At 61.6% G+C, this 26,639-nt stretch carries 32 protein-coding genes; 11 read left to right on the top strand and 21 right to left on the bottom strand.

Annotated elements, in window-relative coordinates:
• The first annotated feature begins 65 nt into the window (after positions 1–65).
• Together HBO09_RS21895 and HBO09_RS21890 are read left to right on the top strand one after the other, a co-directional pair.
• The gene (locus HBO09_RS21895) at positions 66–377 is read left to right on the top strand and encodes a DUF2834 domain-containing protein (protein ID WP_169997175.1); all 312 of its coding nucleotides are present in this window, start codon (positions 66–68) and stop codon (positions 375–377) included.
• Positions 374–805, top strand: coding sequence for an MAPEG family protein (locus HBO09_RS21890; protein WP_169997173.1), 432 nt, complete (start codon positions 374–376; stop codon positions 803–805). Before HBO09_RS21895 ends, HBO09_RS21890 begins: the two co-directional genes overlap by 4 nt.
• Here HBO09_RS21890 and HBO09_RS21885 read toward each other — a convergent pair.
• Positions 795–1,397 (bottom strand): glutathione S-transferase, encoded by a 603-nt coding sequence (locus tag HBO09_RS21885; RefSeq protein ID WP_169997171.1) that lies wholly within the window; start codon positions 1,395–1,397, stop codon positions 795–797. The two genes, HBO09_RS21890 and HBO09_RS21885, sit on opposite strands and share 11 nt — an antisense overlap.
• 107 nt (positions 1,398–1,504) lie before the next feature.
• Between HBO09_RS21885 and HBO09_RS21880 the strand changes: the two genes are divergently transcribed.
• The gene (locus tag HBO09_RS21880) at positions 1,505–2,398 is read left to right on the top strand and encodes a LysR substrate-binding domain-containing protein (protein WP_169997169.1); all 894 of its coding nucleotides are present in this window, start codon (positions 1,505–1,507) and stop codon (positions 2,396–2,398) included.
• Here the strand turns inward: HBO09_RS21880 and HBO09_RS21875 are convergent.
• Positions 2,395–2,679 (bottom strand): hypothetical protein, encoded by a 285-nt coding sequence (locus tag HBO09_RS21875; RefSeq protein WP_029294579.1) that lies wholly within the window; start codon positions 2,677–2,679, stop codon positions 2,395–2,397. The genes HBO09_RS21880 and HBO09_RS21875 overlap by 4 nt on opposite strands.
• Before the next feature lie 295 nt (positions 2,680–2,974).
• Between HBO09_RS21875 and HBO09_RS21870 the strand changes: the two genes are divergently transcribed.
• The gene (locus HBO09_RS21870) at positions 2,975–3,709 is read left to right on the top strand and encodes a tellurite resistance TerB family protein (protein WP_169997167.1); all 735 of its coding nucleotides are present in this window, start codon (positions 2,975–2,977) and stop codon (positions 3,707–3,709) included.
• Positions 3,710–3,752: 43 nt separating this feature from the next.
• Here HBO09_RS21870 and HBO09_RS21865 read toward each other — a convergent pair whose 3' ends face one another.
• The 8 genes from HBO09_RS21865 to HBO09_RS21830 form a co-directional block, all read right to left on the bottom strand.
• The gene (locus HBO09_RS21865; protein ID WP_169997165.1) at positions 3,753–4,481 is read right to left on the bottom strand and encodes a hypothetical protein; all 729 of its coding nucleotides are present in this window, start codon (positions 4,479–4,481) and stop codon (positions 3,753–3,755) included.
• 144 nt (positions 4,482–4,625) lie between these two features.
• Complete coding sequence (gene mgtA, locus HBO09_RS21860) at positions 4,626–7,337, bottom strand: magnesium-translocating P-type ATPase (RefSeq protein ID WP_169997163.1); 2,712 nt, start codon at positions 7,335–7,337, stop codon at positions 4,626–4,628.
• Positions 7,338–7,541: 204 nt separating this feature from the next.
• Entirely contained in the window at positions 7,542–7,826 is a 285-nt protein-coding gene (locus HBO09_RS21855; RefSeq protein WP_169997152.1) for a hypothetical protein, read from the bottom strand.
• A gap of 309 nt (positions 7,827–8,135) precedes the next feature.
• Positions 8,136–8,747, bottom strand: a complete 612-nt coding sequence (locus HBO09_RS21850; protein ID WP_169997150.1) for a LysE family transporter — start codon at positions 8,745–8,747, stop codon at positions 8,136–8,138.
• A 28-nt stretch (positions 8,748–8,775) separates the two neighbouring features.
• Positions 8,776–9,603: an AraC family transcriptional regulator gene (locus HBO09_RS21845; RefSeq protein ID WP_169997147.1), complete on the bottom strand. Its 828-nt coding sequence runs from the start codon at positions 9,601–9,603 to the stop codon at positions 8,776–8,778.
• A 94-nt stretch (positions 9,604–9,697) separates the two neighbouring features.
• Entirely contained in the window at positions 9,698–10,168 is a 471-nt protein-coding gene (locus HBO09_RS21840) for an arsenate reductase ArsC (protein ID WP_169997144.1), read from the bottom strand.
• A gap of 12 nt (positions 10,169–10,180) precedes the next feature.
• Positions 10,181–11,464, bottom strand: coding sequence for an arsenic transporter (locus HBO09_RS21835; RefSeq protein WP_169997141.1), 1,284 nt, complete (start codon positions 11,462–11,464; stop codon positions 10,181–10,183).
• 18 nt (positions 11,465–11,482) lie between these two features.
• Positions 11,483–11,839: a metalloregulator ArsR/SmtB family transcription factor gene (locus HBO09_RS21830; protein ID WP_169997138.1), complete on the bottom strand. Its 357-nt coding sequence runs from the start codon at positions 11,837–11,839 to the stop codon at positions 11,483–11,485.
• 174 nt (positions 11,840–12,013) lie between these two features.
• Here HBO09_RS21830 and HBO09_RS21825 point away from each other — a divergent pair, with 174 nt between their 5' ends.
• The 4 genes from HBO09_RS21825 to HBO09_RS21810 all read left to right on the top strand — a co-directional run bounded on the left by HBO09_RS21825 (position 12,014) and on the right by HBO09_RS21810 (position 13,759).
• Positions 12,014–12,229, top strand: a complete 216-nt coding sequence (locus HBO09_RS21825; RefSeq protein ID WP_003212603.1) for a hypothetical protein — start codon at positions 12,014–12,016, stop codon at positions 12,227–12,229.
• Positions 12,230–12,320: 91 nt separating this feature from the next.
• A complete protein-coding gene (locus tag HBO09_RS21820; protein WP_169997203.1) occupies positions 12,321–13,016 on the top strand; it encodes an AzlC family ABC transporter permease in 696 nt (231 codons plus the stop codon).
• Positions 13,013–13,324: an AzlD domain-containing protein gene (locus HBO09_RS21815; RefSeq protein WP_169955816.1), complete on the top strand. Its 312-nt coding sequence runs from the start codon at positions 13,013–13,015 to the stop codon at positions 13,322–13,324. The genes HBO09_RS21820 and HBO09_RS21815 overlap by 4 nt, the downstream gene beginning before the upstream one ends.
• 81 nt (positions 13,325–13,405) lie before the next feature.
• The gene (locus tag HBO09_RS21810; protein ID WP_169997136.1) at positions 13,406–13,759 is read left to right on the top strand and encodes a hypothetical protein; all 354 of its coding nucleotides are present in this window, start codon (positions 13,406–13,408) and stop codon (positions 13,757–13,759) included.
• Positions 13,760–13,896: 137 nt separating this feature from the next.
• Here HBO09_RS21810 and HBO09_RS21805 read toward each other — a convergent pair whose 3' ends face one another.
• The 11 genes from HBO09_RS21805 to HBO09_RS21755 form a co-directional block, all read right to left on the bottom strand.
• Positions 13,897–14,601: a YoaK family protein gene (locus HBO09_RS21805; RefSeq protein WP_169997134.1), complete on the bottom strand. Its 705-nt coding sequence runs from the start codon at positions 14,599–14,601 to the stop codon at positions 13,897–13,899.
• A gap of 80 nt (positions 14,602–14,681) precedes the next feature.
• Positions 14,682–16,316 carry an ABC-F family ATP-binding cassette domain-containing protein gene (locus tag HBO09_RS21800; protein ID WP_169997131.1) on the bottom strand — a complete coding sequence of 545 codons (1,635 nt, stop codon included), beginning with the start codon at positions 16,314–16,316 and terminating at the stop codon, positions 14,682–14,684.
• A gap of 267 nt (positions 16,317–16,583) precedes the next feature.
• A complete protein-coding gene (locus HBO09_RS21795) occupies positions 16,584–17,600 on the bottom strand; it encodes a DNA topoisomerase IB (protein ID WP_169997129.1) in 1,017 nt (338 codons plus the stop codon).
• A 66-nt stretch (positions 17,601–17,666) separates the two neighbouring features.
• Positions 17,667–18,746, bottom strand: coding sequence for a molybdenum ABC transporter ATP-binding protein (gene modC / locus HBO09_RS21790; protein ID WP_169997201.1), 1,080 nt, complete (start codon positions 18,744–18,746; stop codon positions 17,667–17,669).
• Between the two features lie 5 nt (positions 18,747–18,751).
• Positions 18,752–19,432 carry a molybdate ABC transporter permease subunit gene (modB, locus tag HBO09_RS21785; protein WP_169997126.1) on the bottom strand — a complete coding sequence of 227 codons (681 nt, stop codon included), beginning with the start codon at positions 19,430–19,432 and terminating at the stop codon, positions 18,752–18,754.
• Positions 19,433–20,200 (bottom strand): molybdate ABC transporter substrate-binding protein, encoded by a 768-nt coding sequence (gene modA / locus HBO09_RS21780; protein ID WP_262381301.1) that lies wholly within the window; start codon positions 20,198–20,200, stop codon positions 19,433–19,435.
• Positions 20,201–20,310: 110 nt separating this feature from the next.
• The gene (locus HBO09_RS21775) at positions 20,311–21,375 is read right to left on the bottom strand and encodes a nitronate monooxygenase (protein ID WP_169997115.1); all 1,065 of its coding nucleotides are present in this window, start codon (positions 21,373–21,375) and stop codon (positions 20,311–20,313) included.
• A 70-nt stretch (positions 21,376–21,445) separates the two neighbouring features.
• Positions 21,446–22,522 (bottom strand): bifunctional DNA-binding transcriptional regulator/O6-methylguanine-DNA methyltransferase Ada, encoded by a 1,077-nt coding sequence (ada, locus tag HBO09_RS21770; RefSeq protein WP_169997113.1) that lies wholly within the window; start codon positions 22,520–22,522, stop codon positions 21,446–21,448.
• A 598-nt stretch (positions 22,523–23,120) separates the two neighbouring features.
• Positions 23,121–23,789 (bottom strand): DNA oxidative demethylase AlkB, encoded by a 669-nt coding sequence (gene alkB, locus HBO09_RS21765; protein ID WP_169997111.1) that lies wholly within the window; start codon positions 23,787–23,789, stop codon positions 23,121–23,123.
• Between the two features lie 32 nt (positions 23,790–23,821).
• Positions 23,822–23,989 carry a hypothetical protein gene (locus tag HBO09_RS21760; protein ID WP_169997109.1) on the bottom strand — a complete coding sequence of 56 codons (168 nt, stop codon included), beginning with the start codon at positions 23,987–23,989 and terminating at the stop codon, positions 23,822–23,824.
• A 28-nt stretch (positions 23,990–24,017) separates the two neighbouring features.
• The gene (locus tag HBO09_RS21755; protein WP_003173824.1) at positions 24,018–24,320 is read right to left on the bottom strand and encodes a DUF1883 domain-containing protein; all 303 of its coding nucleotides are present in this window, start codon (positions 24,318–24,320) and stop codon (positions 24,018–24,020) included.
• A 213-nt stretch (positions 24,321–24,533) separates the two neighbouring features.
• On the opposite strand from HBO09_RS21755, the gene HBO09_RS21750 reads away from it, so the two are divergent.
• The 3 genes from HBO09_RS21750 to HBO09_RS21740 all read left to right on the top strand — a co-directional run bounded on the left by HBO09_RS21750 (position 24,534) and on the right by HBO09_RS21740 (position 26,637).
• Entirely contained in the window at positions 24,534–24,884 is a 351-nt protein-coding gene (locus tag HBO09_RS21750; RefSeq protein ID WP_029294633.1) for a hypothetical protein, read from the top strand.
• 182 nt (positions 24,885–25,066) lie between these two features.
• A complete protein-coding gene (locus HBO09_RS21745) occupies positions 25,067–25,717 on the top strand; it encodes a c-type cytochrome (protein WP_169997107.1) in 651 nt (216 codons plus the stop codon).
• Positions 25,714–26,637: a c-type cytochrome gene (locus HBO09_RS21740; protein WP_169997105.1), complete on the top strand. Its 924-nt coding sequence runs from the start codon at positions 25,714–25,716 to the stop codon at positions 26,635–26,637. The genes HBO09_RS21745 and HBO09_RS21740 overlap by 4 nt, the downstream gene beginning before the upstream one ends.
• Positions 26,638–26,639: the final 2 nt, after the last annotated feature.

Raw genomic sequence — 26,639 nt, 5'->3', positions numbered from 1 at the left:
GAGGGGGACAAGCCCCCTTGCCACAGTCGCCCGCTTCACCATTACCTGATTAGAGGAAGGACCCTATGCACAGACCCTACATCGCCCTTGCCAGCCTGTTGGCGTTTTCCTTGTACACCCTGGGCACCTTGCTCTGGGCCGAGCAGTCACTGCTGGCGTTCGGCCTGGAGCTATTGTCCAGGCCCGACACCGCCCAGGTGGTGATCGACCTGTACCTGATGGCGGCCCTGGCCTGTGTGTGGATGTACCGCGACGCCCGCGCCAAGGGCCGCTCGCTGGCCAGTGTGGTGCCTTATTGGCTGCTGACGGCGGTCTTCGTCTCGGTCGGGCCACTGTTGTATATCGTGGTCAACGGCTTTGCCAGGGATCGGCAATGAACAGCCCCCTGCATCTGTTCGCCTTCTGTGTGCTGGTGCTGTTTATCAAGATGCTGGCGATCTCCTGTTACCAGGGTTTTTTCCGCCTCAGGCACCGTGCGTTCACCAATCCTGAGGATGCCGGTTTCTTCCAGCGCCAGGCCCATGGGCAGGAACTGCTGCCGGTCAGGCGGGCGGCGAAAGCCTGGGCCAATGACCTGGAAAACATTCCGCTGTTTTTCGTTCTCGGCGGCCTGTGCCTGGCGCTGGGCACCAGCGCAGCCGCGACGGGCTGGCTGTTTGGCCTGTTCACCGTCGCGCGCGTAGTGCATACCTTGATGTACCTGGGCGGTCGCCAGCCCTGGCGCACCCTGGCCTATGGCGTTGGCCTGGCATGCCTGTTGGGGTTGGCGGGGTTGATCGGCGCCGCGCTGTTGCCTATTCGATAGGGTATTTGCCGAACGCCGGGTGTTGCTCGGCCAATTGGGCATGGCGTTGCAGGTTGGGAAAGTCCTCGGCCTTGACCACCGAGGGCACGGCGTACTGGGAAAACGACCAGGCCACCGCGACACTCAGCGACGCTTGGTTTAAAGACTGGCCTGGAGCGTTGGCCAGCAGTTTTTCCAGGCCCGAATAGGCCGCCAGCAGTTGCCCGGTCACCCGCTCGAGCCACGGCTCATGCAGTTTTTCTGCGGGCCGCAGGTTGTGTTCGTAGTAAATCTGCACGCTCTTGTCACAGGCGGCCAATGCCAGGCCGATCACTTGCAGGTCCCGCGCACGGGCGGCAGCGGTCTGGGGCAGTAGCTTTTTATCGGCTGGCGCCAGGGCTTCGAAGTAATCCAGGATCAGGCTGGAGTCCATCAGCACCGTGCCGTCGTCGAGCACCAGTGTCGGGGCCTTGACCACTGGGTTGATTCTGGAAAATTCGGCGAAGGTGCTGAATACCGACAGCGACTGCTGCTCAAAATCCACCCCGTACAGATCCAGGGCAATCGCTACGCGGCGCACATAAGGTGAGTCGAGCATGCCAACCAGTTTCATGAAGCCTCCATTCCTGATGGTGTGATTGTTAATTGCGGATTACTTTATAGCGGCCAAAGTCCTTTCAATATCCATATTTTTTACCTTAAAAGGTTAGTCAAACTTACATGAGTGCTTTTCCGCCCTTGACCTCCCTGCGCAGTTTCGAAGCCACCGCCAGGCTCGGTAGCGTCACCCTGGCGGCCAAGGAGTTGCATGTCACCCATTCGGCCATCAGTCAGCAGATCAAGGTGCTGGAGCAAATCGTCGGACTCACACTCTTTGTGCGCGAGGGGCGCGGTCTGCGGATCAGTGAAGATGGCCGGCTGTATGCGTTGCAGATCCGCCAGGCCCTGGGCGATATCGCCGACGCGACGCGCTTGATCCAGGCGCAGCCCAAGCGCGATGAGCTGGTGGTGGCGGTGTTGCCCTCATTTGGACGCTCCTGGCTGCTGCCGCGACTACCGGCGTTCCAGCGCCTTTATCCGCACATCAGCATTCGCTTGCAAGCCACCCTGGCCATTACCAACTTGCATCAAGAGTCGGTGGACATGGCGATCCGCATGGGCAAGGGCGAATGGGAAGGGGTGGAGCAAAAACTGCTGTTTCATGACGAAGTGGTGGTGGTCGCGGCGCCCCACTTCAACGGCGGGCAATTGCCGCGAACCCCCGAACAAATCGTGCGCAGCCCGATTATCTACAGCAACGAATCCTGGCAGCCCTGGTGCCAGGCCGCTGGCATTGAAATGAGCACCGAACGCAAAGGCCTGTGCAGCAATGACTCCAACCTGGTACTGGAAGCAGTCCGCCTGGGCCAGGGCATCGCCCTGGAGCGGCGTAGCCTAGTGCATGACGCCATCGTGCGCGGGGAGCTGGTGCAGTTGTGCGATATCAGCGCGCCGTATGCCTACCCGTATTGGTTGGCCTGGCCACCTCGGGAAAGCTCGGAAAGCAAACAGCGGGTGTTTTCCGAGTGGCTGCATGGGGAAGTGCAGTGCTATACGGCGCAATTGGCGAGCTAGACGAACGGCTGGCCGCTGAACCCGCGTGGCAGGCGCTGCAGGCCGGGCAGGGCAGTCAGGCGTTGGGTCCAGGCGCTGCGCCAGTCATTGCTGGCCTGGCCCGAGCGGGCCTTGCGTGCCGCGCGGCGCGATGCATTGCGCTGGTTGCGGCGGGCCTCTTTGTAGGCGTCGGTATTACGGCAGGTACGGCATTTGACGCGGTTCAGTTCGACCGTGGACGTCAGGTTATTGCCGTGATGGCCGCAAGCGAGGTGCCCGGCGACCTTGAAGTGAGTGACCATGTCAGCGTCTCCTTCTGTGAGGGTACGCGGCACCGTAAATCGGGTGATGCTCGCGCTCAAGGCCAGACCGGTTGAGGCCGTGCCCTTATATTTCCGACCGCACGCGCTGGCCAGCGTTCACCCCATGTCTTGACGCGTCGAATCTGAAGAATTCTCCCAGCCCTGACAGGCCCGCGGCGGATTTGCTGGGGCGCAGGCCCGTCGGCAAAACCACGCTTGCTGGCCGATCTTGGCGTTATAGGCAGCAGGGACTATTGTTGGTTGTCTGGCGCACAGCCCATAGGAGGGCGATACCATGAACACCAGTGCTCTACTGGAACAACTGCTACGTGCAGGTCAAGCCTCGATGTCCCAGCAAGGCGGTTCGGCGGCATCCCAGGGCGGCGCGGGAGGGCTCGGTGGGTTGGGCGGCCTGCTCGGTGGTTTGCTCCGGGGCGGCGGCTCCGCACCCTCTGCGTCCGGCGGTGGTGGCCTGGGCGATCTGCTGGGTGGCCTGGGCGGCATGTTGGGCGGGACCCAGGCGGGCGGTTCGACCCAGACACGTAGCGGTGGCACCAATTATGCGGCCTTGGCCTCATTGGGGATGATGGCGTTCCAGGCGTATCAAGCCTGGCAACGCCAGCAGGCCTCGGCGCCGCAACAGGCGTTGCAGACGGTTGATCAACTCTCCGGCGCCGATGTCGAGGCCCACAGCCATGCGGTACTGCGCGCATTGATCGCGGCGGCCAAGGCGGATGGGCGGATCGACGAAAAAGAGAAGGGGTTGATCTCCCAGGAGATTGGGCGCCACACCGACGATCCCGGTATGCAGCAATGGCTCGATGACCAAGTCGCCAAGCCATTGGATGCGAACGATTTTGCCGAATATGCCAGCGACCCGGCGGTAGCCGCAGAGGTCTACCTGGCCAGCGTGATGCTAGTGGATGACCAGCAGGACGCCGAGCGCATCTATCTGGATGAGCTGGCGGGTGCGCTGGGCATTGAGCCTGAGTTGCAACTGCACCTCGAACAGCAAGCCAAATCGGCCTGAGATCCGGTAGGCGCGAGGCTGCGCCTACCTTTTGATTTCCCGTTCAGAACCGCAGGGTAGCCCCCGTGGTCAGCCAGCGGTCGCGATCTCCTGTGAGGTTGCGTCCGACCACCAGATCCACATCCACCTGCTTCCCCAGATGCAGCCGCGGCCCGGCCTGCCAGGCCTGGTCGCCGTGTTGCTGGCCGTAGCGCTCCGCCAGCAGCGTCAGCGAGCCCGCCAAGCGGTATTCCAGGCCGGTGCCCCAGGTCAGCCGACGGTTTTGTTCGCCATCGTCATAGGCATGGCTCCAACCGGCATTGAGGTTCAGGCGCAGCGTCTCAAACGCTTGCCAGGTCAGCGGCACGCCTAGGTCTGCGCCGTCGAATGGGTGCCGGCGGTCCACTGCGATATGCGCCGCCGCCGCCCAGGCGATCTCCACGCCCGCATCCTGCCAGGCCCACAAAGAACCCTTGAGCTGCGGGCTGAGCTGGGTCTGCTCGGGGTCATCCTCGATGGCAGCGCCCCATTGCAGGTTGGGCAATGCACTGGATGTGCAGGCGGCGGAGAGGGTGCTGCGCTGGGGTGAGCGGGTGTAGCCGGCGTCGACATTGCATTCGCCAGGGGCGTTGATCGCGCCATCGTCCACCACATAAGTACCGCCTGCGGCAAAGGCCTTGGACAGCAGGCCGACGGCCAGGGTGGTGCCGATAAAGATCAGGTTGCGACGCAGCGCCCGTTGCCGCGACGCCGGTAGCCAGGTGAAGGCCGAAAAGAGGGAGTGTTTGTGCATGGGCTCATGCTCCAAGTGAACGAGTTATCTGTAGTGATTGGGCGTGGCGAGCGGTTTTTTTGTGGCGAGCGGGCTTGTTGTGGCAAGCCCGCTCGCCACAACAAGCCCGTTCGCCACGGCTCATGCCCGCTTAGCGCCGCAAACTCAGTACCACTGCTTGAAGCGGCGGATGTAGAGGGTCTTCATCAGTTGCGCCACGCAGCAGTAGGCGAGCAGGGTGCCGACCAGCCATGGGAAATACGCCCAAGGCAACGGTTGCAGGCCCACGATGGTGCCCAGGGGCGAGAACGGCACATAGATCCCCAGCGCGATCACCAGGCTGGTCATCAGCAACACCGGCCAGGCCGCCGTGCTCTGGAAGAACGGGATCTTGCGGGTGCGCAGCATGTGCACCACCAGGGTCTGGGAGAGCAGCCCTTCAACGAACCAGCCGGACTGGAACAGGGTCTGCATTTCCACGCTATTGGCCGAAAACACGTACCACATCAGGGCAAAGGTGGTGATGTCGAAGATCGACGAGGTCGGCCCGATCCAGATCATGAACCGCCCGATGTTCTGCGCGTCCCACTTGCGTGGCTTGGCCAGGTACTCCTTGTCCATCTTGTCCCACGGCAGGGCCAGTTGGGAGATGTCGTACATCAGGTTTTGCAGGAGCAGGTGGATCGCCAGCATCGGCATGAAGGGAATGAACGCACTGGCTACCAGCACCGAGAACACGTTGCCGAAGTTGGAACTGGCCGTCATGTTCAGGTACTTCATGATATTGCCGAAGGTCTCGCGGCCTTTGAGCACGCCTTCTTCGAGGACCATCAGGCTCTTTTCCAGGAGGATGATATCGGCCGATTCCTTGGCAATATCGGTTGCGCTGTCCACCGAGATGCCGACGTCGGCATCGCGCAGGGCTGGCGCATCATTGATCCCGTCGCCGAGGAAACCCACGGTGTGACCGTTGGACTGCAGGGCCTTGAGCACCCGGGACTTTTGCAGCGGGGTCAGCTTGGCGAACACCGTGCGTTGCTCGACCTGCTGCTTGAGGGTGGCATCGTCCATCGCCTCGATGTCTACGCCCAGCAGCGGCTCGCCGGGCTCCAGGCCGACCTGGCGGCAGATGGTGCGGGTGACCACGGCGTTATCGCCGGTCAGCACTTTGACGGCGACACCGATCTCTTGCAGCGCTGCAATGGCCGGGCCGGCGGTTTCCTTCGGCGGATCGAGGAAGGTCAGGAAACCGTGGATCACCAGGTTGCGTTCATCGGCGGGGGTGTATTGCTGGCGCGCCAGGGCCTTGGGAATGTTGCGGGTGGCCACCACCAACACGCGGAAACCGTCTTCGTTGAACTCGCTGGCAGTGTGCAGCAACTCCTGACGACGCCGCTCATCCAGGGCCACGGCGCTAGTGCCTTCCATCACATGGGTGGCGATATCGAGCATTTCTTCCACGGCGCCCTTGCACACCAGCAGGTGATCGCCATGGCTGTCCTTGACCACAATCGACAGGCGGCGGCGGACAAAGTCGAAGGGCAGTTCATCGACCTTGCTGTAGGCAAACGGCACCTGGAACTTGGGATTGTGCTGGGAGAATGCAAGCACCGCCTGGTCCATCAGGTTCTTCATGCCGCTTTGGTGATGGCTGTTGAGCCAGGCCAGGGACAGCACCTGGTCATCGCGCTGGCCGAACGCATTGACGTGGTGCTCGAGGATGATTTTGTCCTGGGTCAGGGTGCCGGTCTTGTCGGTGCACAGCACGTCCATCGAACCGAAGTTCTGGATCGCATTCAGGCGCTTGACCACCACTTTGCGCTTGGCCATGGCGTTTGCGCCCTTGGCGAGGTTGGCGCTGACGATCATCGGCAGCATTTCCGGGGTCAGGCCCACGGCCACCGCCAGGGCAAACAGGAACGCGTCGCCCCAGTCGCCCTTGGAAAAACCATTGAGGAAAAACACGATGGGCACCATCACCAGCATGAAGCGGATCAGCAGCCAACTGACGCTGTTTACCCCACGGTCAAAGGCAGTTTGCACCCGCGAGCCAACGATGGCCTTGGCCAGCGAACCGAAATAGGTACGTGGCCCGGTCGCCACCACTACCGCCTGGGCGCGGCCGCTGACCACGTTGGTGCCCATGAAACAGATGTTGGGCAGGTCCAGCAGGTTGCTCTGGTCGGCGGCGCCGAGGGTGGCGGATTTTTGCGTGACGTCGCCCAGGGTGTCGTACTTCTCCACCGGCAAGGCTTCACCGGTTAGCACGGCCTGGCTGATAAACAGATCGCGGGACTCGATCAGGCGGACATCGGCCGGAATCATGTCGCCAGCCGACAGTTGCACGATATCGCCGGCCACCAGATCGCGCATCGGCACTTCGCGCAGGATGGGCTTGGCGCCGACCTGCTCACGGCGCAGCACGGTTGCCGTGGTGCGCACCATGGCCTTGAGGGTTTCAGCGGATTTGGCCGAACGGTGTTCCTGCCAGAAGCGCAGCAGGCTGCTCAGGGCGACCATGGTCATGATGATGATGACCTTGGTCAGGTCCACTTCTTCACCGGCGCGCAGCGGCAGCCAGTAGTCGGTGACAAAGCTGATGACCGCGAGGGTCAGCAACACATAGATAAACGGGTTGTTCAGGGCCTGGAGGAACTGCACCACCGCGTGGGGCGGCTTGTCGTGGGCCACCTCGTTATAGCCTTCGCGTTGCAGGCGGGCGCTGGCATCCAGTTCGGTCAGGCCGTCTTTGGTCGCCCGGACGTTGGCCAGGGTGGCCGCCAGGCCGTTTTGCGCTTCGCGGGCGGCGCGCATCGACAGTTTGCTGGAATTGGCGGTGTTGTTGTCTGGACGTTGCGTAGTGTTTACGGCGCTCATGGTTTTTACTCCTGTCGACATACCCGTTACTTGCCTTTAAGGCGAACGGAAATATGCCGATTCGCAATTTTTGCGATCAGTTCTAATAACTTTAAAGAGGTGAGTTAATTAACGGGCGCGCAGAAAACTACGGCTGGCTTAGTTCGCAAGGAACGCCAGTTAATTAATTGACCAATAATCAGGAAGTTGCTGTTTCCAGTCGGCTTATGCCGCGCGAGCGCTCAGCATCAGGCGCGCTTGGGCAAGCAGGCTGGAAACGCTCCGTCTCTGCGGATCTTGAGGGTCGGCGTGGTCCCATTGCTGAACCAGATGGCCGGTGGTGGGGCACAGGCGCCAGTGCGCCTGCAGGTGTGCCTGGCTGATATGCGGGGAAGGGGAGGCAAAGGCCGTGCGCACAGGGGCGACGCCCCTATCAACACGGCACAGCTTGGCACGCAGGGCTGAGGCCAGCGTGCGTACATCAGGTAAAACAAGGGTCTGGAAATTCATAACACACCTCGGGACCGGACTGGCGCCGGTGCAAGGCAGTTACGTTGGAGCATCAAGCTCTAGCGCAGCGTACCCGGCCTGGAAGGCGAGTCCCGTCATTACTCTGGGTTTGGCGCCCGACCCCCGCATTCGCGGGTGAAGGACAGCAACTAGATACTGTGTCCATTGGCTTCTTTTGTGAGGTTGAAAAAAGGCCCGAGTTGCAGGCACGGGCAATCTACTCAGACAGGCAGTGGATGTCAAACACTAATCAACTTGTTTGTTGCCTGTTCAGACTTCATTCAGATTGGCACTGTTCAATATATAAGTTCAAAGACTATAGGCGGCCAGTAACGCCAGATAGATCAATACCAACCCACATGCACCGTGACTGAACCGTTGCCAAGTTAGCGAGGCGTTCTTTCGCAAAACATTCACTAATCCCGCGATTAAAAAGCACGACAGGATCGAGGCCAGCATAAAACCTGAGAAGAACATCAGGGTCTGGCCATGGCTCGGGGTGGCGCCAACGATGCCTGACAGAGCACTGCCCAAGGCGCCCCAGTACACAATGTTCTTCGGGTTGGCCAAGGAGATGGCGGCCCCGACCATCAGCGCATTGCGCCCTGTGCTGGCCGGGGCGCTGTCGGGTTGCGGCAGGCGCCAGGCATCCAGCAGGCTGCGCAGGCCGAGCCAGGCCAGGTACAGCGCGCAAACAGCCGTCAACGGCACGCGCACCGCTTCGTGCTGGATCAACAGGGCCATGCCGGTGAGGCCGATCACCGCCCAGGTCGCGTCGCCCACCAGCGAGCCGATCTGCACCAGCAGCGCCGGGGTGAATCCGTGCAACAGGCCACGGCGCAGGGTTTCCGCCAGCACGGCGCCGGGGGACAGGCAAAACACAAAGCCGAACACCAACGCGGAAAAAAAGATCGTCAACATCACCACCCCCAAAATTAACCACTAACTCCTACAGGTCAGTTTGAGGCTGAGGGAGCCGAACTGTCTTGGACCGGATTGCACTCTGATAGCGGCCAGGGGTGATGCCATACGCCGCACGGAAGTGCCGATTGAGATGGCTCTGGTCGGCAAAACCCAGGTCATGGGCGACCTCGGCGGCGCCCAGGCCGCTGCGCAACAGGCCTTGCGCGCGACGGGTGCGCAGTTGCATGGCCCATTGGCGCGGACTCAGGCCGGTTTCTTTCTGGAAGGTGCGCAAGACGTGGAATTTGGACAGGCCCAACTCGTCGCCCAGGGCATCCAGGGCCACGCCCTGCTGTAACTGCGCGGCGAGCAATTCCTGGGCCTGGGCGACTAACTGTGAGCCCGCGCTGGCACTTCCCGGCAGGCGTACACCACTGAGCCTGACCACCTCGGCCAGCAGCAACACCAGCGCCTCTTCGTTGAGCCCGCGCACCAGCGGGTCGGCGCTTAATGCGCCCTTGGCGGCCTGCGCCAGTTGCGCCGCCAAAGCGGGGGCAAAACACAGCGCGCGGTCGAACTCCAGGTGCGCCAGCCCGAGGTCGGCGGCCAGGCGATCGGCCCCGGCGTACAGGCTGACAAAGTGCCAGGGCGCGTCCTGGGCAGCACCGCCGCCCTGGATCTGGCCGGGGTTGTACAGGGTAATACTGCCGGGCCCGGCCTCGAAGGTGCGGCGGTCCAGCCAGACCTTTTCCTCACCGATCAGGTTGACGCCAATCACGCACTCGTCGTGGCTATGACGGGCAAACGTCAGGCCGCTGCAGGTGGTGCTGCTGACTTCGTAAGGGCCCAGCCAGGCGTGGTGCAGGGAACTCATGGGAAGGACTCGGGTGGTCGCAGGTGGTGAAAGCATACGCGCCTAATGCTGCCTGAATCGACGAGTGCAGAGGTCGAGGCATGCCATGCTGCGCTTATAACGAGCCAATGCGATCCAGTTCAGCCTTGATCTGTGCCGCATCGAGGCGGCTGAACGGGATGGCGAACAGCGCCCGGCAGCGGGTTTCGATGATTTGCAGGGTGGCCTGGAAGGCGGCGTCAATCTGCGCCTCATCGCCGTGTAGGGCCGATGGATCCTCAAGTCCCCAATGCGCCTTGATTGCGGGGCCAAAGTACACCGGGCAGGCTTCCTGGGCGGCTTTGTCGCACACGCTGATCACAATGTCTGGCGGGTTGCCTTCGAACGCGTCGTTGCCTTTGCTGTACAAACCGTCGGTGCTGATACCCGCAGCTTGTAATGTACTCAAGGTGCGAGGCAGCACTTGGCCCTTGGGAACGCTGCCGGAACTGACGGCGTGGAACCCTGGTGGCGCCAGGTGGTTGAACAGGGCTTCGCTGAGGATGCTGCGGCAGCTGTTGGCGGTGCAGATGAACAGGACTTTCATGACAACTCTCCGTTAAAGGCTTAGGCGCAGGGCCAACGCGGCCAGGGTGATCAAGAGCACCGGCAGGGTCAGGACGATGCCGACCTTGAAGTAATACCCCCAGGTGATACGAATGCCTTTGCGCGCCAGAATGTGCAGCCAGAGCAAGGTCGCCAGGCTGCCGATCGGGGTGATTTTCGGCCCCAGGTCGCTGCCGATCACATTGGCGTAGATCATCGCGTCCTTGACCACACCCACGGCATGGCTGGCGTCGATGGACAGCGCGCCGATCAGCACGGTCGGCAGGTTGTTCATCACCGAAGACAGCAGCGCCGTCAGCAGCCCGGTGCCCAGCGCTGCACCCCACACGCCGTAATCGGCGAAGGTGTTGAGCCAGGTGGCCAGGTAAGTGGTCAGGCCGGCATTGCGCAGGCCATACACCACCAGGTACATCCCCAGGGAAAAAATCACGATCTGCCAGGGCGCTTCCTTGAGCACCTTGCGTGTGGAGATCTTGTGGCCTTTGGCGGCGATCACCAGCAGAAGCAGGGCGCAGGCGGCCGAGATGGCACTGATGGGAATGCCCAGCGGTTCCAGGGCAAAACAGCCGACGAGCAAGATGCCCAGCACCCACCAGGCGGCGTGGAAAGTCGCCGGGTCATGAATGGCGCTGGCCGGTTCGGGCAGGTCGGCGGGATCATAACTTTGCGGGATATCACGGCGGAAGAACCACAGCAGCACCGCCAGGGTTGCGGCGACGCTGACCAGGTTGACCGGCACCATTACTGCCGCGTACTCGTTGAAGCCGATCTTGAAGTAGTCCGCCGAGACGATGTTCACCAGGTTGGACACCACCAGCGGCAGGCTGGCGGTGTCGGCGATAAATCCTGCACCCATCACGAATGCGAGGGTCGCCGCTGGCGAGAAGCGCAGGGCCAGGAGCATCGACATGACAATCGGCGTGAGGATCAGGGCCGCGCCGTCATTGGCGAACAGTGCCGAGACCAGGGCCCCCAGCAGCACCATATAGGCGAACAGTCGGCGGCCACGGCCACGTCCCCAGCGCGCCACATGCAGCGCGGCCCAGGCGAAGAAGCCGGCCTCGTCGAGGATCAGGCTGATGATGATCAGGGCGACGAAGGTGCCGGTGGCGTTCCAGATGATCTGCCACACCACGGGGATGTCCGCCAGGCTGATGACGCCGCAAGCCAGGGCCAGGATGGCGCCTATTGATGCGCTCCAGCCGACCCCCAAGCCTTTGGGTTGCCAGATGACCAACACGATGGTGACTAGAAATATCGCGAATGCGATCAGCATGAAAATGTTCTCCAAAGGTCAGCAGCAGGTGCTGGCCCGTTGTGGTCGGTCGCCCATGGCATCCAGGCGTTGCGCGTCGTTTTGCAGCCAGGGTTGGTTGGCTTGCAAGGTGGTTTCCAGCACGGTGTTCACCCATTGCGGCAACTGTGGGTTGAGGCGGTAGTAGATCCACTGGCCCTGGCGACGGTCCACCAGCAGCCCGCAACTGCGCAGTTGTGCCAGGTGTCGGGAAATTTTTGGCTGGCTGTCATTCAAGGCATGGATCAGCTCGCAGACGCACAGTTCGCCCTCGCGCAGGATCAACAAGGTCAACCGCGTGCGGGTCGCATCGGCCAGGCATTTGAATACATCGGGGGGAGAAAAAAGATCAGTCATGATGGCCCGGCTGATATTAGGGTGTCTGAATATACGGATATCCATATATATCGAGCAAGCGCTGAATCTGTTGATCTGCATCAACGCTCCGAGGATTGCCGGCAAGTGCTTGAAATTAAAATGAAACACAACTGTCCTAAAGTGCCCTCCATTGGTGATAAAGGAAGTAATTGTGTGACCCGTGCCACTCGCAACCTGCGCAAGACCCTCGATTCTGTCGCGGACAACAACGAAACCGCGGCCTTTGATTTGATGCGTGCGGTCGAAAAACTCAGCGATGAAGTGCTGCGTCAGCGTCTGCTCAACACCATCCACCGGCTCAACCAGGACGCCCACGAACTGCGTGAGGCGCGGGATGCGGTGGAGCGGGTGTCGGTCAAGCTGGCCTGAATCGGCGGCGTGGCTGCGAGCAATATCGTTCAAGACATTCGCCACGCCGGCAGGCATGCTTATGGGCTGTCTGTCGATGAGCCTGTTGTCCATGCCTACTGCCGTGCCCCATTACGCCTTCGCCCGTGGCGCGATTGCGATCATTCCTCTGTCGTTGGCCTGTGCCCCATGGGGCCTGTTGGCCGGTTCCCTGGCGATTGACGCCCAGTTCACCCCGCTGGAAAGCCAGGGCCTGTCGGCCATTGTGTTCGCCGGTGCCGCGCAGTTGGTGGCCATTGGCATGGTCAAGAGCGGCGCCAGCCTGATTGCCATTTTGCTCACCACCTTGCTGCTGACCTCCCAGCACTTGCTGTATGGCATGCACATGCGGGCCACCCTGTCGCCCTTGCCGGCGCGGTGGCGCATGAGCCTGGGCTTTTTGCTGACCGATGAGTTCTTTGCCCTGGTCAGCCAATACGATCGCCAGACCTTCAACCGCTGGTATGCCCTGGGCGTGGGCCTGACGTTCTATGTGGCCTGGAACCTGTTCACCCTGGCCGGCATCGTGCTCGGCAAAAGCATTCCCAACCTCGATCAACTGGGCCTGGAGTTTTCCATCGCCGCGACCTTTATCGCCCTGATCACCCCGGTAGTGCGCGATGTGCCAACGGTGGTGTGCGTGGCCGTGGCCCTGTTGTTTTCGGTGCTGCTCAGCTACTGGCACTGGGAGTCGGCGGTGGTGGTGTCGGGGTTGCTGGGGATGAGTGCAGGGTATGCCTGCAAACGCTTGGGAGTGGGGCAGCGATGATTTTTGTGATGATTATCGGCATGGGCCTGGCGGTTTTTTTCAATCGTTATCTGTTCCTGGAGCCGCGCTTGCCGGTGCGCCTGAATCGCGGCGCGCGGGAGTTTCTCGGGTTCGCGGTGCCCGGCATGTTGACGGCCATTTGCGGGCCGATCATTTTCCTCGCCGAGCACAAGCTCAACCTGAGCCCCACCAACCCCTACCTATTGGCCGGGATCTGTGCGGTGGCCCTGATGTTCTGGACCCGCAGCGTGTTGACGACGGTGCTGCTGAGCATGGCGCTGTTCTATCTGTTCCGCTGGTTGCTTTAAGTGTTCTTGTGACCGCTATCGCCACCCACTCACCACAAGGTTTCAATGGTACAGTCGCGTTTTTTTCAAGGAAGCGATGGCATGCGGAAGGTGGTGATAGGTGCTCTGGTTGTGGCGGCGCTGGCCGGTTGCGCAAGTTCGAAGATGAAAGACGCGCGCGCCGGCGCACCCTATAAAACCCTGGCCTCCGACAAGGCCGCGTTGGTCGTCGCTCAGTGCATCCAGTTCGGCTGGCAGGACGAGGCGGTGTTCGGTGTGGATGCCGGCGGCTTCATGGAGCCGGCGCAAGGCGGGGGGCATACGGTCTACACCACGGGCGGTGACTACTTTGTCGACGTGCGCAGTGCCGGCAGCAGCACCACCCTCAGTTACTACGCCGCCGAAGATAATTTCGCCGCCAAACGCCGCCTGGCCGCAGCCGCGACCTGTCTGTAAGTCACTTCCTTAGAATTCTTCAGAAATACCCGGCGGACACACCGCCGGCTTTGCCTTAAAATGCCAGCGCTTGCCCGACGCGATGGCTCTTTACCAGTACATGGACGTCGAGGCCTAAATGTCGGGCAAGCACCTTTTCAGCGTGGCATATAGCCCAGGTGCCAGCGCCGCGGAATTTTCAGCGACACCAAGCCCAGCAGCGCCGATAACAGGCCGCTGACCAGCAGGGCCTTGATCCCCAACTGATGCTCGAGCAAGGCGCCGATCACCGCGCCGACAAACATCCCGGCCCAGGGAATCAACTGCACGCGCCAGCCATTACGGCGCTCCCCCAGCATCCAGCGTCCCAGCCCGCGACCGAAACGCGACAACGCGCCGGTCACGTAAGTCAGCCCCACGGGCAGGCCATTGACCTGTTCCACCGCCGCATTGAGCATGCCCATGGCGATGATCGCGGCCAGCACGGCCGGTAATTGCTCGGCCATTGGCCACGCCGCCGCGCCGCACAACAGCGTGGCAATACACAGCAACAACGGCAACGCATGACGCTTGCTGACGCGGCTGATGATCACCCCCAGTGCGTTGCCCAGGATAAACGTCGCCACCAGCAGAGTGAGGCGCCCGGTCAGCCCCAGGTCGCCTTCACTGATCGCCACCGCCAGCCGCGTGGTGTTACCACTCATGAACGAGACGAAATCACCACTGGCCATAAAGCCGATGGCGTCGGTCATGCCGGCCAGCACCGAGAGGCTGGCCACCAGCGTCAGGCCGATGCGTCCCCGCCATTTGTGTTGGTGCTGCAGGGCGGTATTGACCATGGGTTTAGGGGAGGAGGGCAGCACGGCGAGAGGTTCCTCAATGAGATTATCCGGCCACTACCGTAGGACGCTTTCCTGTCGACTGCAATGACTTGGCACATCCTTCAGTTCACCTTCAAGCGCCAGCCCATGGCGCCCCACGTCAGAACATGAGTCGGCTTGAGCGCGTTGAGGAACGCCGCGTCATGGGAGACCGCAATCAGCGCGCCGGAAAACCCCTGTAAAGCCTGCTCGAAGGCCATCACCGACTCCAGGTCCAGGTGGTTGGTGGGCTCGTCCAGGAGCAGCAGTTGCGCCGGGACCTTGCGCCATAAGGCCATCGCCATGGCGGCCTTCAACCGCTCGCCACCGCTGAGCTGGCCGATGGGTTGGGTTACGCGCAATGCGTCCAGTTGCAACAGCGCCAGGCGGGTGCGTAGCTCGGCTTCGGCCAGAGGCGTGTCGATCAATTTGAGTTGTTCGACAATCGATTGCCGGTCATCGAGCAGGGTCAACTGTTGGTCGAGATAGGCACAGGACACATGCACCGTGCATTGCCCGCTGACAGGTTGCCATTGACCCGCCAGCAGCTTGAGCAGGGTGGACTTGCCGCAGCCATTTGGCCCGTGGACCGCGACCCGAACCGGCCCGGTCAGGCTCGCGTTGATAAAGGTGCTCGGCGCGCGGGGATCGAGCCAGGGCAACTGGCAGTCGACAAGGGTTGCCACTTGGCGGCCTGCCGGCAGGGGGGGGCCGGGCAAGGCGAGGAAGGTCGGCGTTTCATCCACCACCCGTTCGTAGGCGGTGCGTACGCGTTCGTTCAACGCCTGCTTTTGCTGCACATGGGCACTGCGCACGTTGCTGACGATTTCGTTGGCGGCGCCTTTCCACCGGGACTTGGTGAAGGCGTCGACATTGGCGGTCTCTGCATATTTACGGGCGCTGGCGGCGTGGCGCTGGAAGCTGTCGATATCCTTTTTCAGGCGCTGATGCTCACGCCGCCGATCCAGCCGGGCATGTTCCAGGGCCGCTTGGGCTGCGTGTTGTTCGGCATCGCGCTGCGCACGATAGTCGTCGTAGTTGCCGCCATAGAGCCGGGCCCCCAGGGGTGACAGCTCAATGATTCGCCCCAGGGTATTGAGCATGTGCCGGTCATGGCTGACCACCACCAGGCCACCGCGCCAGGCGCTGAGGGTTGCCAACAGCCAGTCGCGGCCGGCGTTGTCGAGATGGTTGGTGGGCTCGTCGAGAATCAGCAACTGCGGCGCACACAGCAGGGCGCCAATCAGAGCGATCCTGGCCAGTTGGCCGCCGCTCAGTTGTGCGGCAGGCTGATCGGGGCTTATCTGCGCCAGGCCGGCACCGTCGAGGGCCTGGCGTAGGCGTTCGGCCAGGTCCCAGCGATCATCGATCAGTTCCAGGTCCTCAGCTTGCGCTTGACCCGCTGCCAGGCGTTCAAGGGCGGCCAGGATTTGCGCACACCCGCTGACCTGGGCCACGGTCTGCCCCGCAAACAGCTCAATGGTTTGTGGAACGTAGGCGATATTGGCCGAGGACTTGATAACGCCATGGGATGGCTCAAGTACGCCGGCCAGCAGGCGGGCCAATACACTCTTGCCCATGCCGTTACGGCCGACAATCCCGGTGGGGGTGTGATCGATAGAGAAGTTGAGGTCTTCCAACAGCGTCTCGCCATTGGCGAATTGGAAACCCACGTGATGCAAGGAAACAAGTACAGGCAGCCGGTTGACGTCAGTCATCAGCACCTCCAGAACAATGTGGCACAAGCCAACAAGCGCGCCAGGCGGCTCGTTGCGTTTACATGTTGGAAGGCTTAGTTGTTCACGTCGGCGGTCGTCCTGCGGTAGGAAAGGACCGGTAGCCTAGCGCAGTTGCGTCATTTTTCCTACGCCTGTGGCAAGGCAATGACCCTGTAGGAGCGAGCTTGCTCGCGAAGCGCGTGAACGATAACGCGCGTATGCAGGATAAACGCGGTGCCCTCAAGTTTTTCGCGAGCAAGCTCGCTCCTACAGTTGCTCAAGAAACATCGCCAGCCCCACCTCTTCGGCTTTCAAGCCCTTGCGCACCCTGGGCTTGGGCAGCTTTGCCAAATGGCCCAGGCTGAACTGCTCCAGCACGGCGGGGTGGATGTAACACTTGCGGCACACCGCCGGGGTGTTGCCCAACTGCCGGGCGACATTCTTGACCATCTCCACCACATGCCTTTTGGCATCCGACTCCGGTTGCCACGCCAGTTCACGCAGCACTGCCAGGGCCAGGGCGCTGCCGGCCCAGGTGCGATAGTCCTTGGCGGTAAAGTCGGCGCCAGTGAGGCTGTGCAGGTACGCGTTGACGTCGGTGGAGCTGACGGTATGCCGCTCGCCGTCTGCGTCCAGGTACTGGAACAGGTTCTGCCCCGGTAACTCCAGGCAGCGTTTGAGCACGCTCGCCAGGCGCCGATCCTTGATGCTGACCTGGTGCTCGACACCGCTCTTGCCACGGAACTGGAACTGGATTTCGCTGCCCTTGATATCTACGTGGCGGGTGCGCAGGGTGGTCAGGCCGTAGGAGCGGTTATCGCGGGCGTATTGGCTATTGCCGACGCGGATCAGCGTGGCGTCGAGCAACAGCACCACGGTGGCCAGGACTTTCTCCCGATTGAACCCTGGCGCATCGACTTGCGCTTGCAGTTGCTTGCGCAATTTGGGCAGCGCATTGCCGAATTCCTGCAGCCGCGAATACTTGTCGCTGTCGCGTACTTCCCGCCAACGTGGGTGATAGCGGTATTGCTTGCGGCCCCGGGCATCACGCCCGGTCGCTTGCAGATGGCCCTTGGGGTCGGCGCAGATCCATACGTCGGTATAGGCCGGTGGGATGGCGAGGGCGTTGATCCGCTGGATTTCGGCGGCGTCGGTCAGGCGTTGGCCGTGGCGATCGAAATACTGGAACTTGCCCCGCAGTTTGCGGCGGCTCAAGCCCGGTTGACTGTCGTCAACGTAATGCAGGTCACGGGGCAGGTCGACGGGCAGGCTGGAGTCGGGCATGGGGCAGAGTCCTTGGCAACAAATCAGGCCGGTATGGCTGATTGACCGCAGCCCTGTGCCGTCCGTTCAAGCCAGTACGGCGACCGCCTTGATCTGTGCCCACAGCGCCTGGCCGGGATGCACCTGCAGTTGGTCCCGCGAGTAACGGGTGATCCGCGCCAGCAGCGGCGTGCCTGCCGCGTCGAGGCGCACCAGCACATGGGCGCTGTTGTCGGCGGGGATCTCCTGGGTCACGGTCACGGGCAAGCAGTTGAGGATGCTGCTGTGCTCCCCGGGTTGCAGGCTGAGGCTGACATCCCGGGCCTTGACCTTGAACCGCAGGTGCGTGCCCAGGCCGAGCGGGGCATGGGCCACGCGCATTTGCAGCGGGCTGTCGGGCAGTTGCAGGGTCAGCAGTTGGTAGTGGGCGTCATGGCTGCTGACGGTTCCATTGATAACCACGCCGGCATCGTCGCCACGGGCCAGCGGCAGGTCGAGCCGCGCCAGGGTTTCGCCGATCGGGCCGCTGGCCAGGGCCTTGCCTTCATTGAGCAGGACAATGTGATCGGCCAGGCGCGCCACTTCATCCTGGGCATGGCTGACGTACAGCACCGGGATTTCCAGTTGATCGTGCAGGCGTTCCAGGTAGGGCAGGATCTCGCCTTTGCGCTGGCTGTCGAGGGCGGCCAGGGGCTCGTCCATCAACAGTAGTTGGGGGCTGGTGAGCAGAGCGCGGGCGATGCCGACGCGTTGGCGTTCACCGCCGGACAAGTGCTGGGGGTGGCGATCCAGCAGGTGGCCGATGCCCAGCAGTTGCGTGGCCTGGGTCATATCTACGCGGCGTTGGGCCTTGGGGATACGCTTGAGGCCGAACTCCAGATTGGCCAATACCGACAGGTGGGGAAACAGGCTGGCTTCTTGAAACACATAGCCGAGGGCGCGTTTATGGGGCGGCATAAACACACCGTTGCGGCTGTCTTGCCAGACCTGGTCGTTGATTTGTACAAACCCATCGCCGGCCCGTTCCAGTCCGGCAATGCAGCGCAGGCACGTGGTTTTGCCCGAACCCGAGTGGCCGTAGAGCGCAGTGACGCCGCGACCCGGCAGCTTCAGGTCGACATCCAGGGCAAACCCGGAATACTTCAGTTGCAGGCGCACTTCGATCATCGACATCAGCTCCAGCCTGCCTTGGTTTTACGGCTGGAGTAGAGCGCCAGCAACACCAGAAAAGAAAATACCACCATGGCCCCGGCCAGCCAGTGGGCTTGGGCGTACTCCATGGCTTCGACATGGTCGTAGATCTGCACCGAGACCACGCGGGTCTTGTCGGGGATATTGCCGCCGATCATCAGCACCACGCCGAACTCGCCCACGGTATGGGCAAAGCCGAGGATCGAGGCGGTGATAAAACCGGGGCGGGCCAGCGGCAGGATCACGCTGAAAAACGTATCCCAGGGATTGGCCCGCAACGTCGCGGCGACTTCCAGGGGACGACTGCCGATGGCCGAGAACGCGTTCTGCAACGGTTGCACCACAAACGGCATGGAGTAGATCACCGAGCCAATCACCAGGCCGGCAAAGCTGAAGGTCAAGGTACCCAGCCCCAGCCATTGGGTGAACTGCCCGAGGTAGCCATGGGGCCCCATGGTCAGCAGCAGGTAGAAGCCAATCACCGTCGGCGGCAGCACCAGGGGCAGGGCGACCACCGCGCCGATCGGCCCGCGCCACCAGGAGTTGGTGCGCGACAGCCATAGGGCGATGGGAGTGCCGATGATCAGCAGGATTACGGTGGTCAGCGAGGCTAGTTTGAGGGTCAGCCAGATCGCGGAAAAGTCGGCACTCGATAGGGGCATTTACAGTTGATAACCGTAGGATTTGATAACGGCAGCGGCTTTAGGCCCCTTGAGGTAGTCAACCAGTGCCTTGGCGGCCGGGTTGTCCTTGCCTTTGTTGAGGATCACCGCGTCCTGTTTGATTGGGTCATGCATCTGGCCAGGAACGATCCATGCCGACCCGCTGCTGACTTTGCCGTCTTTATAAATCTGCGACAAGGCCACAAAACCCAATTCGGCATTGCCGGTGGACACGAACTGATAGGCCTGGGTGATGTTCTGCCCTTCGACGAGCTTGCTCTTGACCTGCTCGGTCAGGCCCAGCTTGGCCAGCACCTGGGTGGCGGCGAGGCCATAGGGTGCGGCTTTCGGGTTGGCGATGGACAGGTGCTGGTATTCATTTTTCTTCAGCACCGCGCCCTTGGCATCTACATAACCTTCCTTGGCCGACCATAGCGCCAGGGTGCCCACCGCATAGGTGAAGCGCGAACCCTTGACGGTGTCGCCTTCGCTTTCGAGTTTTTGCGGGGTGGTGTCGTCGGCACTCAAGAACACTTCGAACGGCGCGCCATTCTTGATCTGGGTATAAAACTGCCCGGTGGCCCCGTAGGCAGCGACCAACGTGTGGCCGGTGTCCTTTTCAAAGTCTGCGGCAATGGCCTGGATCGGCGCGGTGAAGTTGGCGGCGACCGCTACCTGGACTTCATCGGCCTGGGCCGAGCCCAAGGTAAAGAGGGCGATCAGGGTGGCCAGGGCAGTAGGGGCCAGGCATGAGGCGCGAATCATCATGAAGCAACTCCTTGGAGTGCCGACGTGGCGGCTTGTTATGGTTAATCGCTATGTATGGGAATATATAGCGGTTCGCCATCGTCGGTACAGTGCAACGTTGTCTCAGGGGGTTAGCCCTTGTTGAGCTGCGCCAGCGCTTGACGGGCCAGCCTCAGGGTCAACTCGTGGGTTGGCAGGTCTTGGCCAAGGCGCAGCGCCTGGCCGGCCCATAGGCTACTGAAGTCGGCTTCATCCAGGGCCCGCAACGGCATCAATGCACCACCGGCCAATGGAAACGACGGGGCTGTAGGGTTGATTGGCCCCAGTTCGCGCATCACCCGATTGACGATCCCCCGCGCCGGGCGGCCGGTGAACAGGTTGGTCAAGGCTGTTTCGCTGGCCTTGGCCGTATGCAGCGCCTGGCGGTGGGAGGGGGTGATGGTGGCCTCGGCCGTGAACAGGTAAGCGGTGCCGATCTGCACCGCCGAAGCACCCAGGGCGAACGCGGCGACGATCCCTCGCCCATCACCGATCCCGCCGGCGGCGATCACTGGCACGCTGACCGCATCCACCACCTGCGGCACCAGGGCCATGGTGCCGATCTGGCTGGTCAGGCGGTCGCTTAGGAACATCCCGCGATGCCCGCCGGCCTCATAGCCCATGGCGATGATTGCATCGCAGCCGTGCTGTTCCAGCCAGATCGCCTCTTCAACCGTGGTCGCGGACGACAGCACTTTGGCACCTGTGGCTTTGACCCGATCGAGTAGAGATTTTTCCGGCAGGCCGAAGTGGAAACTGACTACCTGCGGGCGAAACTCTTCCACCACTTCACAGGCGGCATTATCGAACGGTGCGCGATTGGAGACGGGTGTCGGCGCATCAAAGTCGGCGCCCAATTCACGGTAATACGGCTCCAGGAGCTGCTTCCACTGGCGATCGCCCTCGGGGTCGGGGGCTGGCGGCTGATGGCAGAAGAAATTGACGTTCAGTGGGCGGGCGCTGGCCTGGCGAATGGTGGTCAGCGCCTGGCGCAGTTGCTCGACACTTAAGGTGGCCGCGGGCATGGAGCCCAGGGCGCCGGCCGCGCAGGCTGCGATCACCATCTGTGGGCCGGTGCTGCCGGCCATGGGCGCCTGGATGATCGGTAGTTCAATGCCCAGTAGGTCGAGAATCCGCGTATCTGGCCAGGTGCTCATGGGGTTCGTCTCCAGTGATTTAACTGTCCGGCACTTTTAACAGGGCCGGCCAGGGCAAGGCCAGTCTGTATTATTCACTGGACGTCGGCGTCTGTTCATGCAGGGTGTTACGTTCGCGCTGGAGCAACTGCTGCTTGCGCTCCACGCCCCAGCGGTAACCCGAAAGATGGCCATCGCTGCGCACCACACGGTGACAGGGAATCGCCACCGCCAGGCTGTTGGCGCCGCAGGCCTGGGCCACGGCACGAAAGGCGCTGGGCGCGCCGATGCGCTTGGCAATCTCGGCATAACTGGCGGTGCTGCCCACGGGTATCTCTCGCAGTGCCTGCCAGACCCGTTCCTGAAAGGCCGTGCCGCGCAGGTCCAGGGGCAGGTGCAGGCCCAGGGCGGGCGCTTCGATAAAGCCCACCACCTGGGCAATCAACTGTTCAAATTCCGGGTCGGCGCCAATCAGATTGGCCTGGGGGAATTGGTCTTGCAGGTCGCGCGCCAGTTGGTCCGGGTCGTCGCCCAGGAGGATCGCGCAGACCCCGCGATTACTCTGGGCCACCAGAATGGCGCCCAGGGAACACTCACCAACGGCAAAGTGAATATCGTTATGGGTGCCACCGGCCTTGTAGTCGCTGGGTGTCATGCCGAGCAACTGGTTGGCCGAGGCATAGAAGCGGCTGTTGGAGTTGAAACCCGCCTCGTATAGCGCGTCGGTCACCGACTGGTTGTGCTGCAGGTGCGCCCTGACTTTGCGGGAGCGATGGGCGCGGGCATAGCCCCGAGGCGTCAAACCGGTCAGGGTCTTGAATACCCGATGGAAGTGGAACGGGCTCAGGCCGGCGCCGTTGGCCAGGTCCTCCAGGGAGGGCAGCGCCTCGGCCTGCTCGATCTGCCGGCAAGCCGCAGCGACCAGGTGCGCATGGCGCTGCGCCACCTGGGTCTGGTCGGCCGAGGTGCGTTTATTGGGGCGGTAGCCGGCTGCTTCGGCCTGCTGCGGGGTGTCGAAAAACTCGACGTTCTTGCGCAGTGGCTGACGTGCGCTGCTGCTGGGGCGGCAATACACGCCGGTGGTCTTGACCCCGTAGACGAACGTCAGGTCCGCTGTGGCATCGCGGGCGACAATCGCGGCCCAGCGCAGGTCATCTTCAGTGGTCATGGCAATGGCTCGACAACGCAACAGTGGCACCCAGAATAACCGCTGAGGTGGAGTTGGACACTCCGTTACTTGCGGTCGAATTCACCCTGGCAATGACGCTTGCCGTAGCGCGCTCAATGTGGCGAGCGGGCTTGCCCCGCGCTGGTGGCGCCAAGTTCTACCAGGCACACCGAGGTGTCAGTTTTCAGGGCTGCTGCGCAGCCCAACGGGGGACAAGCCCCCTCGCCACAGCGGGGGGCGTTGCAGCAGCTTGGAACTTACTGTGGATCGCCGGTTTCCTGTGGCGAGCGGGCTTGCCCCGCGCTGGGCTGCGCAGCAGCCCCAAGAGCCCCGCCAAGTCCTACCAGGCACACCGAGGTGTCAGTTTTCAGGGCTGCCAAGTTCTACCAGGCACACCGAGGTGTCAGTTTTCAGGGCTGCTGCGCAGCCCAACGGGGACAAGCCCCCTCGCCACAGGGGGGGGCGTTGCAGCAGCTTGGAACTTGCTGTGGATCGCAGGTTTCCTGTGGCGAGCGGGCTTGCCCCGCGCTGGGCTGCGCAGCAGCCCCAAGAGCCCCGCCAAGTTCTACCAGGCACACCGAAGTGCCAGTTTTCAAGGTCAGCCTGCCTTGCGAAACGTCAGGTTGATCCGTTGTGGGCCCATGCGCGGGTGTACGCCGTGTTTGATCGGCAGTACGCCATGAAAGCGCAGGCGGTCGACACCGCCCCAGACCACCACGTCGCCATGGAACAGCGAGATTTTCTGCGTCTTGTCACTGCGTTGATGGCCGCCAAACAGAAATATCGCCGGTAGACCCAGGGACAACGAGACTACCGGGGCGCTGTAGTCGCGCTCGTTCTTGTCCTGATGCAGGGACATTCTGGCGCCCGGTACATAGCGGTTGATCAGGCAGGCGTCGGGTGCAAAACCGTGGAAGCCGGTAGCGCTGGCAGCGTTGATCGCCAACTCGCGCAACACGGTTGGCATGCTCGGCCAGGGTTGCTGGCGCTCGGGGTCGAGGGGGCTGTAGCGATAGCCTTGGCGGTCGGTGGTCCAACCCAGGTCGCCACAACTGCTCAGGGCCGCCGACATGGTAAAGCCACCGGGGGTGACCATTTGCCGGAACGGTGACTGGGCCAGTACTGCACGCAGTTCGGGCAATACACGCTCAAGCCAGGGCAGGGCATAGCCCCTGAGAACGTAGGACTGTTCGCCAATCTGCTCGCGACGGGCCGGCTGTTGCAAGGCCTCGTCGCTGAACAGATCACCGGTGGAATGAGGGTCCATGTTGCACAATCACTCCGCTGCTGGTGAGGATTTTACAGGGCCTTGCTCACAGTGATTTCAGTGATTTGGTCACTGGTATCGTGAATCTTGGCCAAGGCCTCTTGGGCTTCTTCGACGCTGGCCGCCTGCAACTGGGCAAATTCGAAGCGGCGTTCGCCGTTGAGTTTGTACTTGATGACGTATTTGGTGGTTTGAGTCACGGTCGTTCCTGTGGCGTGGGGCGCGCAATCAGCTGAGTTTGGTGCTGGTGCGGCGAACAATGCGGATTTTATGGGACAACGCCGGCTTGCGAGTAACGCTGATTGCACGGCGTGTGACCACGTCCAGGGTGATGTTCCAGAACCCGGTGCTCGGCGCGGTGATCTTGGCCGGGAACTTATCGAATGCACCACCGTGATAAGTGTGGCGCCCGCCATTTTTGAAGCTGCGAAAATTCGCATCGCTCATCAGACGAATATTGCAGGTCTGCGAGCATTCAATGACGACAATATCCCCTTCGTTCAAGTGTTCGCGCTGGTGGATGAATTTCATGGGGGGTGTCTCCAGAAGGGCTTTTTCTGAAAAATCAGAACGATACGTAGGTTAAGATGGAGTTTATCAGCCCCAGCACGTTTATTATCGGGTCGTCGTCGACGTCTTCGACAATTTAAAACAGTTATTTACCGATATATCAGGGATAAATCCTACGTTGGCGGGAGAAAAATACCATCTCCGCTGTCGTAGGGTCTTTATCGGAGGTTTTGTATGAAGTGGAGTGTATTGGTTCTGGCCCTGGCAATAGGTGGATGTGCTTCGGTTTCAGACATCAAGCAGACACCGCCAACCTTGGCGGTTATCTCCGGGAAAAAACCGCAGGAATACGCGGCATGCGTGGTGCAAAAACTGTCGTCGACCCGTCGTCCGTCGCAGATCGAGCCTCACAAGGAAGGTGTGCGGGTGATTGTGCCGCAGAAGTTTTCGGCTGACCCTTCGGCCATTTTTGAGATTGAAGACCGCTCCAGCGGTAGCAGCATCAAGCTCTACGAGAGCATGTCCAATGTGCCGATTCGTCCGGGTGACGTGAAGAAGGCTGCGGAAGACTGCATTTCCGGCTGAGTTCACGGCGCCGCTCATACGCGATCAACTCCGATCAAAAAGCCCGGCCTGCGGTTGCAGTGCCGGGCTTTTTATTGTCTGAAATTTCTTACGTGGCAGTTGTGACTGTTAGCTCATTACCCTACCATTTGTAGGCTTATGCATTGTAGGTCTAAGCATATAACTATAAAAATGGAGTCGTGATGATGTCTGTGGAGAGAGTGTTGATGGGTGGCGCCTTGCTACTCATGCTCGGCAGCGCGCAGGCGCTGGAGGGCAAAAAGATTTTCAATGAAGGTGGTGCGCAACCTGGCGCTGCGGCGTGTATGGCGTGCCACGGGGCCGATGGCCTGGGGTTGGCTGCTGCGGGGTTTCCCAGGCTGGCGGGGCTGCCGGCGGCTTATTTGAGCAAACAGCTGCATGATTTCAAGAGTGGGACGCGTAGCAACCCGGTGATGACGTCGCTGGCCAAGGCGCTTACCGATGAAGAAATCGCTGCGGTGACCCAGACACTGGCGGCCATGCCGGCGCCGGTCGTGCCAGCCGGCCATCGCAGCGCTACCCCCACCAATCCGGCCGAAAAACTGGCGCTGCAAGGCGCCTGGGAACGGCAGATCCCCGCGTGTGTCAGTTGCCATGGCCCGTCGGGTGTGGGTGTTGGCGAGGCGTTCCCGCCGTTGTCCGGGCAGTCTGCGGCTTACCTGGCTGCCCAGCTCAATGCCTGGCGCAGTGGCACTCGGCACAATGACCCCAATGATTTGATGGGGCATGTGGCCAAATCCCTGACCGATGACGAAGTGCAGGGGATCGCAAACTACTTCGCCTCCTTGCCTGGCCAGGAGGTCAAGCCATGAAGAACCTGTCATTTGCACCCGTGTTCGCTGTGTTGATCAGTGTGCCGGCGTGGGCGGCGCCGATTGTCATGGAAGATCAGTCGCAACTGAAGGTGCCCGCTGCGGTGCCTGCCGCCACGGCGTTCCAGCCGCCTTTGGAAAGCGAATTGCCCGACAATGCCTACGGCAAGCTGGTGATGCAGGGCTATGCGTTGTTCGTCGATACCAAGCGTTTGGCGCCACAGTTTGTCGGCAACGGCCTTAACTGCAGCAACTGCCACTTGGATCAGGGGCGTTTGGCCAATTCGGCGCCGCTGTGGGGCGCATACCCGATGTACCCCGCCTATCGAAAAAAGAATGACAAGGTCAATACCTTCGCCGAACGCTTGCAGGGTTGTTTCCAGTTCAGCATGAACGGCGGCAAGCCGCCGGCAGCCGACAGCCATGAGATTACCGCGCTGTCGACTTATGCCTACTGGCTGGCGAGCAAGGCACCCTTGGGCGTGGAACTGCCGGGGCGCGGCTATCCCGAGGTGCCACAGCCGGCCGAAGGCTACAACCTGGCGCAAGGTGCCCAGGTGTACAAGGCGCAGTGTGCGGTGTGCCATGGCGGCGAGGGGCAGGGGCAGAAGGTGGGCGACAGCTACGTGATGCCGCCGTTGTGGGGTAAGGATTCCTACAATTGGGGCGCCGGTATGCATCGGATCAACACGGCGGCTTCTTTTATCAAGCACAACATGCCGCTGGGCAAGGGCGGGAGCTTGACCGATCAGCAGGCCTGGGACGTGGCGGCCTACGTCAACCGCCATGAGCGCCCACAGGACCCTCGGTTGGTGGACGGCTCGGTGGAGAAAACCCGCGTCAAGTTTCACGCCAATGATGGGGTGAACTTGTACGGGCAAACGGTTGATGGCGTGCTGATTGGCCAAGGCATCCGTTAAAC

The sequence above is a fragment of the Pseudomonas sp. WS 5027 genome, from assembly GCF_012985695.1.
GTDB classification, from domain to species: Bacteria; Pseudomonadota; Gammaproteobacteria; order Pseudomonadales; family Pseudomonadaceae; genus Aquipseudomonas; species Aquipseudomonas hygromyciniae.
Note: the sequence above shows the minus strand (reverse complement) of the source record. Positions and strands in the feature narration are given on the sequence as shown.

Bases quoted from the DNA above. Each gene is read 5' to 3' on its own strand.
- HBO09_RS21895 (WP_169997175.1), top strand. From the start codon at position 66: ATGCACAGACCCTACATCGCCCTTGCCAGCCTGTTGGCGTTTTCCTTG.
- modA (WP_262381301.1), bottom strand. From the start codon at position 20,200: ATGATGATTCGCGCCTCATGCCTGGCCCCTACTGCCCTGGCCACCCTG.
- HBO09_RS21775 (WP_169997115.1), bottom strand. From the start codon at position 21,375: ATGAGCACCTGGCCAGATACGCGGATTCTCGACCTACTGGGCATTGAA.
- mgtA (WP_169997163.1), bottom strand. From the start codon at position 7,337: ATGAGCGCCGTAAACACTACGCAACGTCCAGACAACAACACCGCCAAT.
- HBO09_RS21810 (WP_169997136.1), top strand. From the start codon at position 13,406: ATGCGGAAGGTGGTGATAGGTGCTCTGGTTGTGGCGGCGCTGGCCGGT.
- HBO09_RS21835 (WP_169997141.1), bottom strand. From the start codon at position 11,464: ATGCTGATCGCATTCGCGATATTTCTAGTCACCATCGTGTTGGTCATC.
- HBO09_RS21820 (WP_169997203.1), top strand. From the start codon at position 12,321: ATGCCTACTGCCGTGCCCCATTACGCCTTCGCCCGTGGCGCGATTGCG.
- HBO09_RS21870 (WP_169997167.1), top strand. From the start codon at position 2,975: ATGAACACCAGTGCTCTACTGGAACAACTGCTACGTGCAGGTCAAGCC.
- ada (WP_169997113.1), bottom strand. From the start codon at position 22,522: ATGACCACTGAAGATGACCTGCGCTGGGCCGCGATTGTCGCCCGCGAT.
- HBO09_RS21840 (WP_169997144.1), bottom strand. From the start codon at position 10,168: ATGAAAGTCCTGTTCATCTGCACCGCCAACAGCTGCCGCAGCATCCTC.
- alkB (WP_169997111.1), bottom strand. From the start codon at position 23,789: ATGGACCCTCATTCCACCGGTGATCTGTTCAGCGACGAGGCCTTGCAA.
- HBO09_RS21880 (WP_169997169.1), top strand. From the start codon at position 1,505: ATGAGTGCTTTTCCGCCCTTGACCTCCCTGCGCAGTTTCGAAGCCACC.
- HBO09_RS21885 (WP_169997171.1), bottom strand. From the start codon at position 1,397: ATGAAACTGGTTGGCATGCTCGACTCACCTTATGTGCGCCGCGTAGCG.
- HBO09_RS21830 (WP_169997138.1), bottom strand. From the start codon at position 11,839: ATGACTGATCTTTTTTCTCCCCCCGATGTATTCAAATGCCTGGCCGAT.
- HBO09_RS21745 (WP_169997107.1), top strand. From the start codon at position 25,067: ATGATGTCTGTGGAGAGAGTGTTGATGGGTGGCGCCTTGCTACTCATG.
- modC (WP_169997201.1), bottom strand. From the start codon at position 18,746: ATGATCGAAGTGCGCCTGCAACTGAAGTATTCCGGGTTTGCCCTGGAT.
- HBO09_RS21850 (WP_169997150.1), bottom strand. From the start codon at position 8,747: ATGTTGACGATCTTTTTTTCCGCGTTGGTGTTCGGCTTTGTGTTTTGC.
- HBO09_RS21795 (WP_169997129.1), bottom strand. From the start codon at position 17,600: ATGCCCGACTCCAGCCTGCCCGTCGACCTGCCCCGTGACCTGCATTAC.
- HBO09_RS21890 (WP_169997173.1), top strand. From the start codon at position 374: ATGAACAGCCCCCTGCATCTGTTCGCCTTCTGTGTGCTGGTGCTGTTT.
- HBO09_RS21855 (WP_169997152.1), bottom strand. From the start codon at position 7,826: ATGAATTTCCAGACCCTTGTTTTACCTGATGTACGCACGCTGGCCTCA.
- HBO09_RS21755 (WP_003173824.1), bottom strand. From the start codon at position 24,320: ATGAAATTCATCCACCAGCGCGAACACTTGAACGAAGGGGATATTGTC.
- HBO09_RS21875 (WP_029294579.1), bottom strand. From the start codon at position 2,679: ATGGTCACTCACTTCAAGGTCGCCGGGCACCTCGCTTGCGGCCATCAC.
- HBO09_RS21815 (WP_169955816.1), top strand. From the start codon at position 13,013: ATGATTTTTGTGATGATTATCGGCATGGGCCTGGCGGTTTTTTTCAAT.
- HBO09_RS21740 (WP_169997105.1), top strand. From the start codon at position 25,714: ATGAAGAACCTGTCATTTGCACCCGTGTTCGCTGTGTTGATCAGTGTG.
- modB (WP_169997126.1), bottom strand. From the start codon at position 19,432: ATGCCCCTATCGAGTGCCGACTTTTCCGCGATCTGGCTGACCCTCAAA.
- HBO09_RS21845 (WP_169997147.1), bottom strand. From the start codon at position 9,603: ATGAGTTCCCTGCACCACGCCTGGCTGGGCCCTTACGAAGTCAGCAGC.
- HBO09_RS21750 (WP_029294633.1), top strand. From the start codon at position 24,534: ATGAAGTGGAGTGTATTGGTTCTGGCCCTGGCAATAGGTGGATGTGCT.
- HBO09_RS21800 (WP_169997131.1), bottom strand. From the start codon at position 16,316: ATGACTGACGTCAACCGGCTGCCTGTACTTGTTTCCTTGCATCACGTG.
- HBO09_RS21865 (WP_169997165.1), bottom strand. From the start codon at position 4,481: ATGCACAAACACTCCCTCTTTTCGGCCTTCACCTGGCTACCGGCGTCG.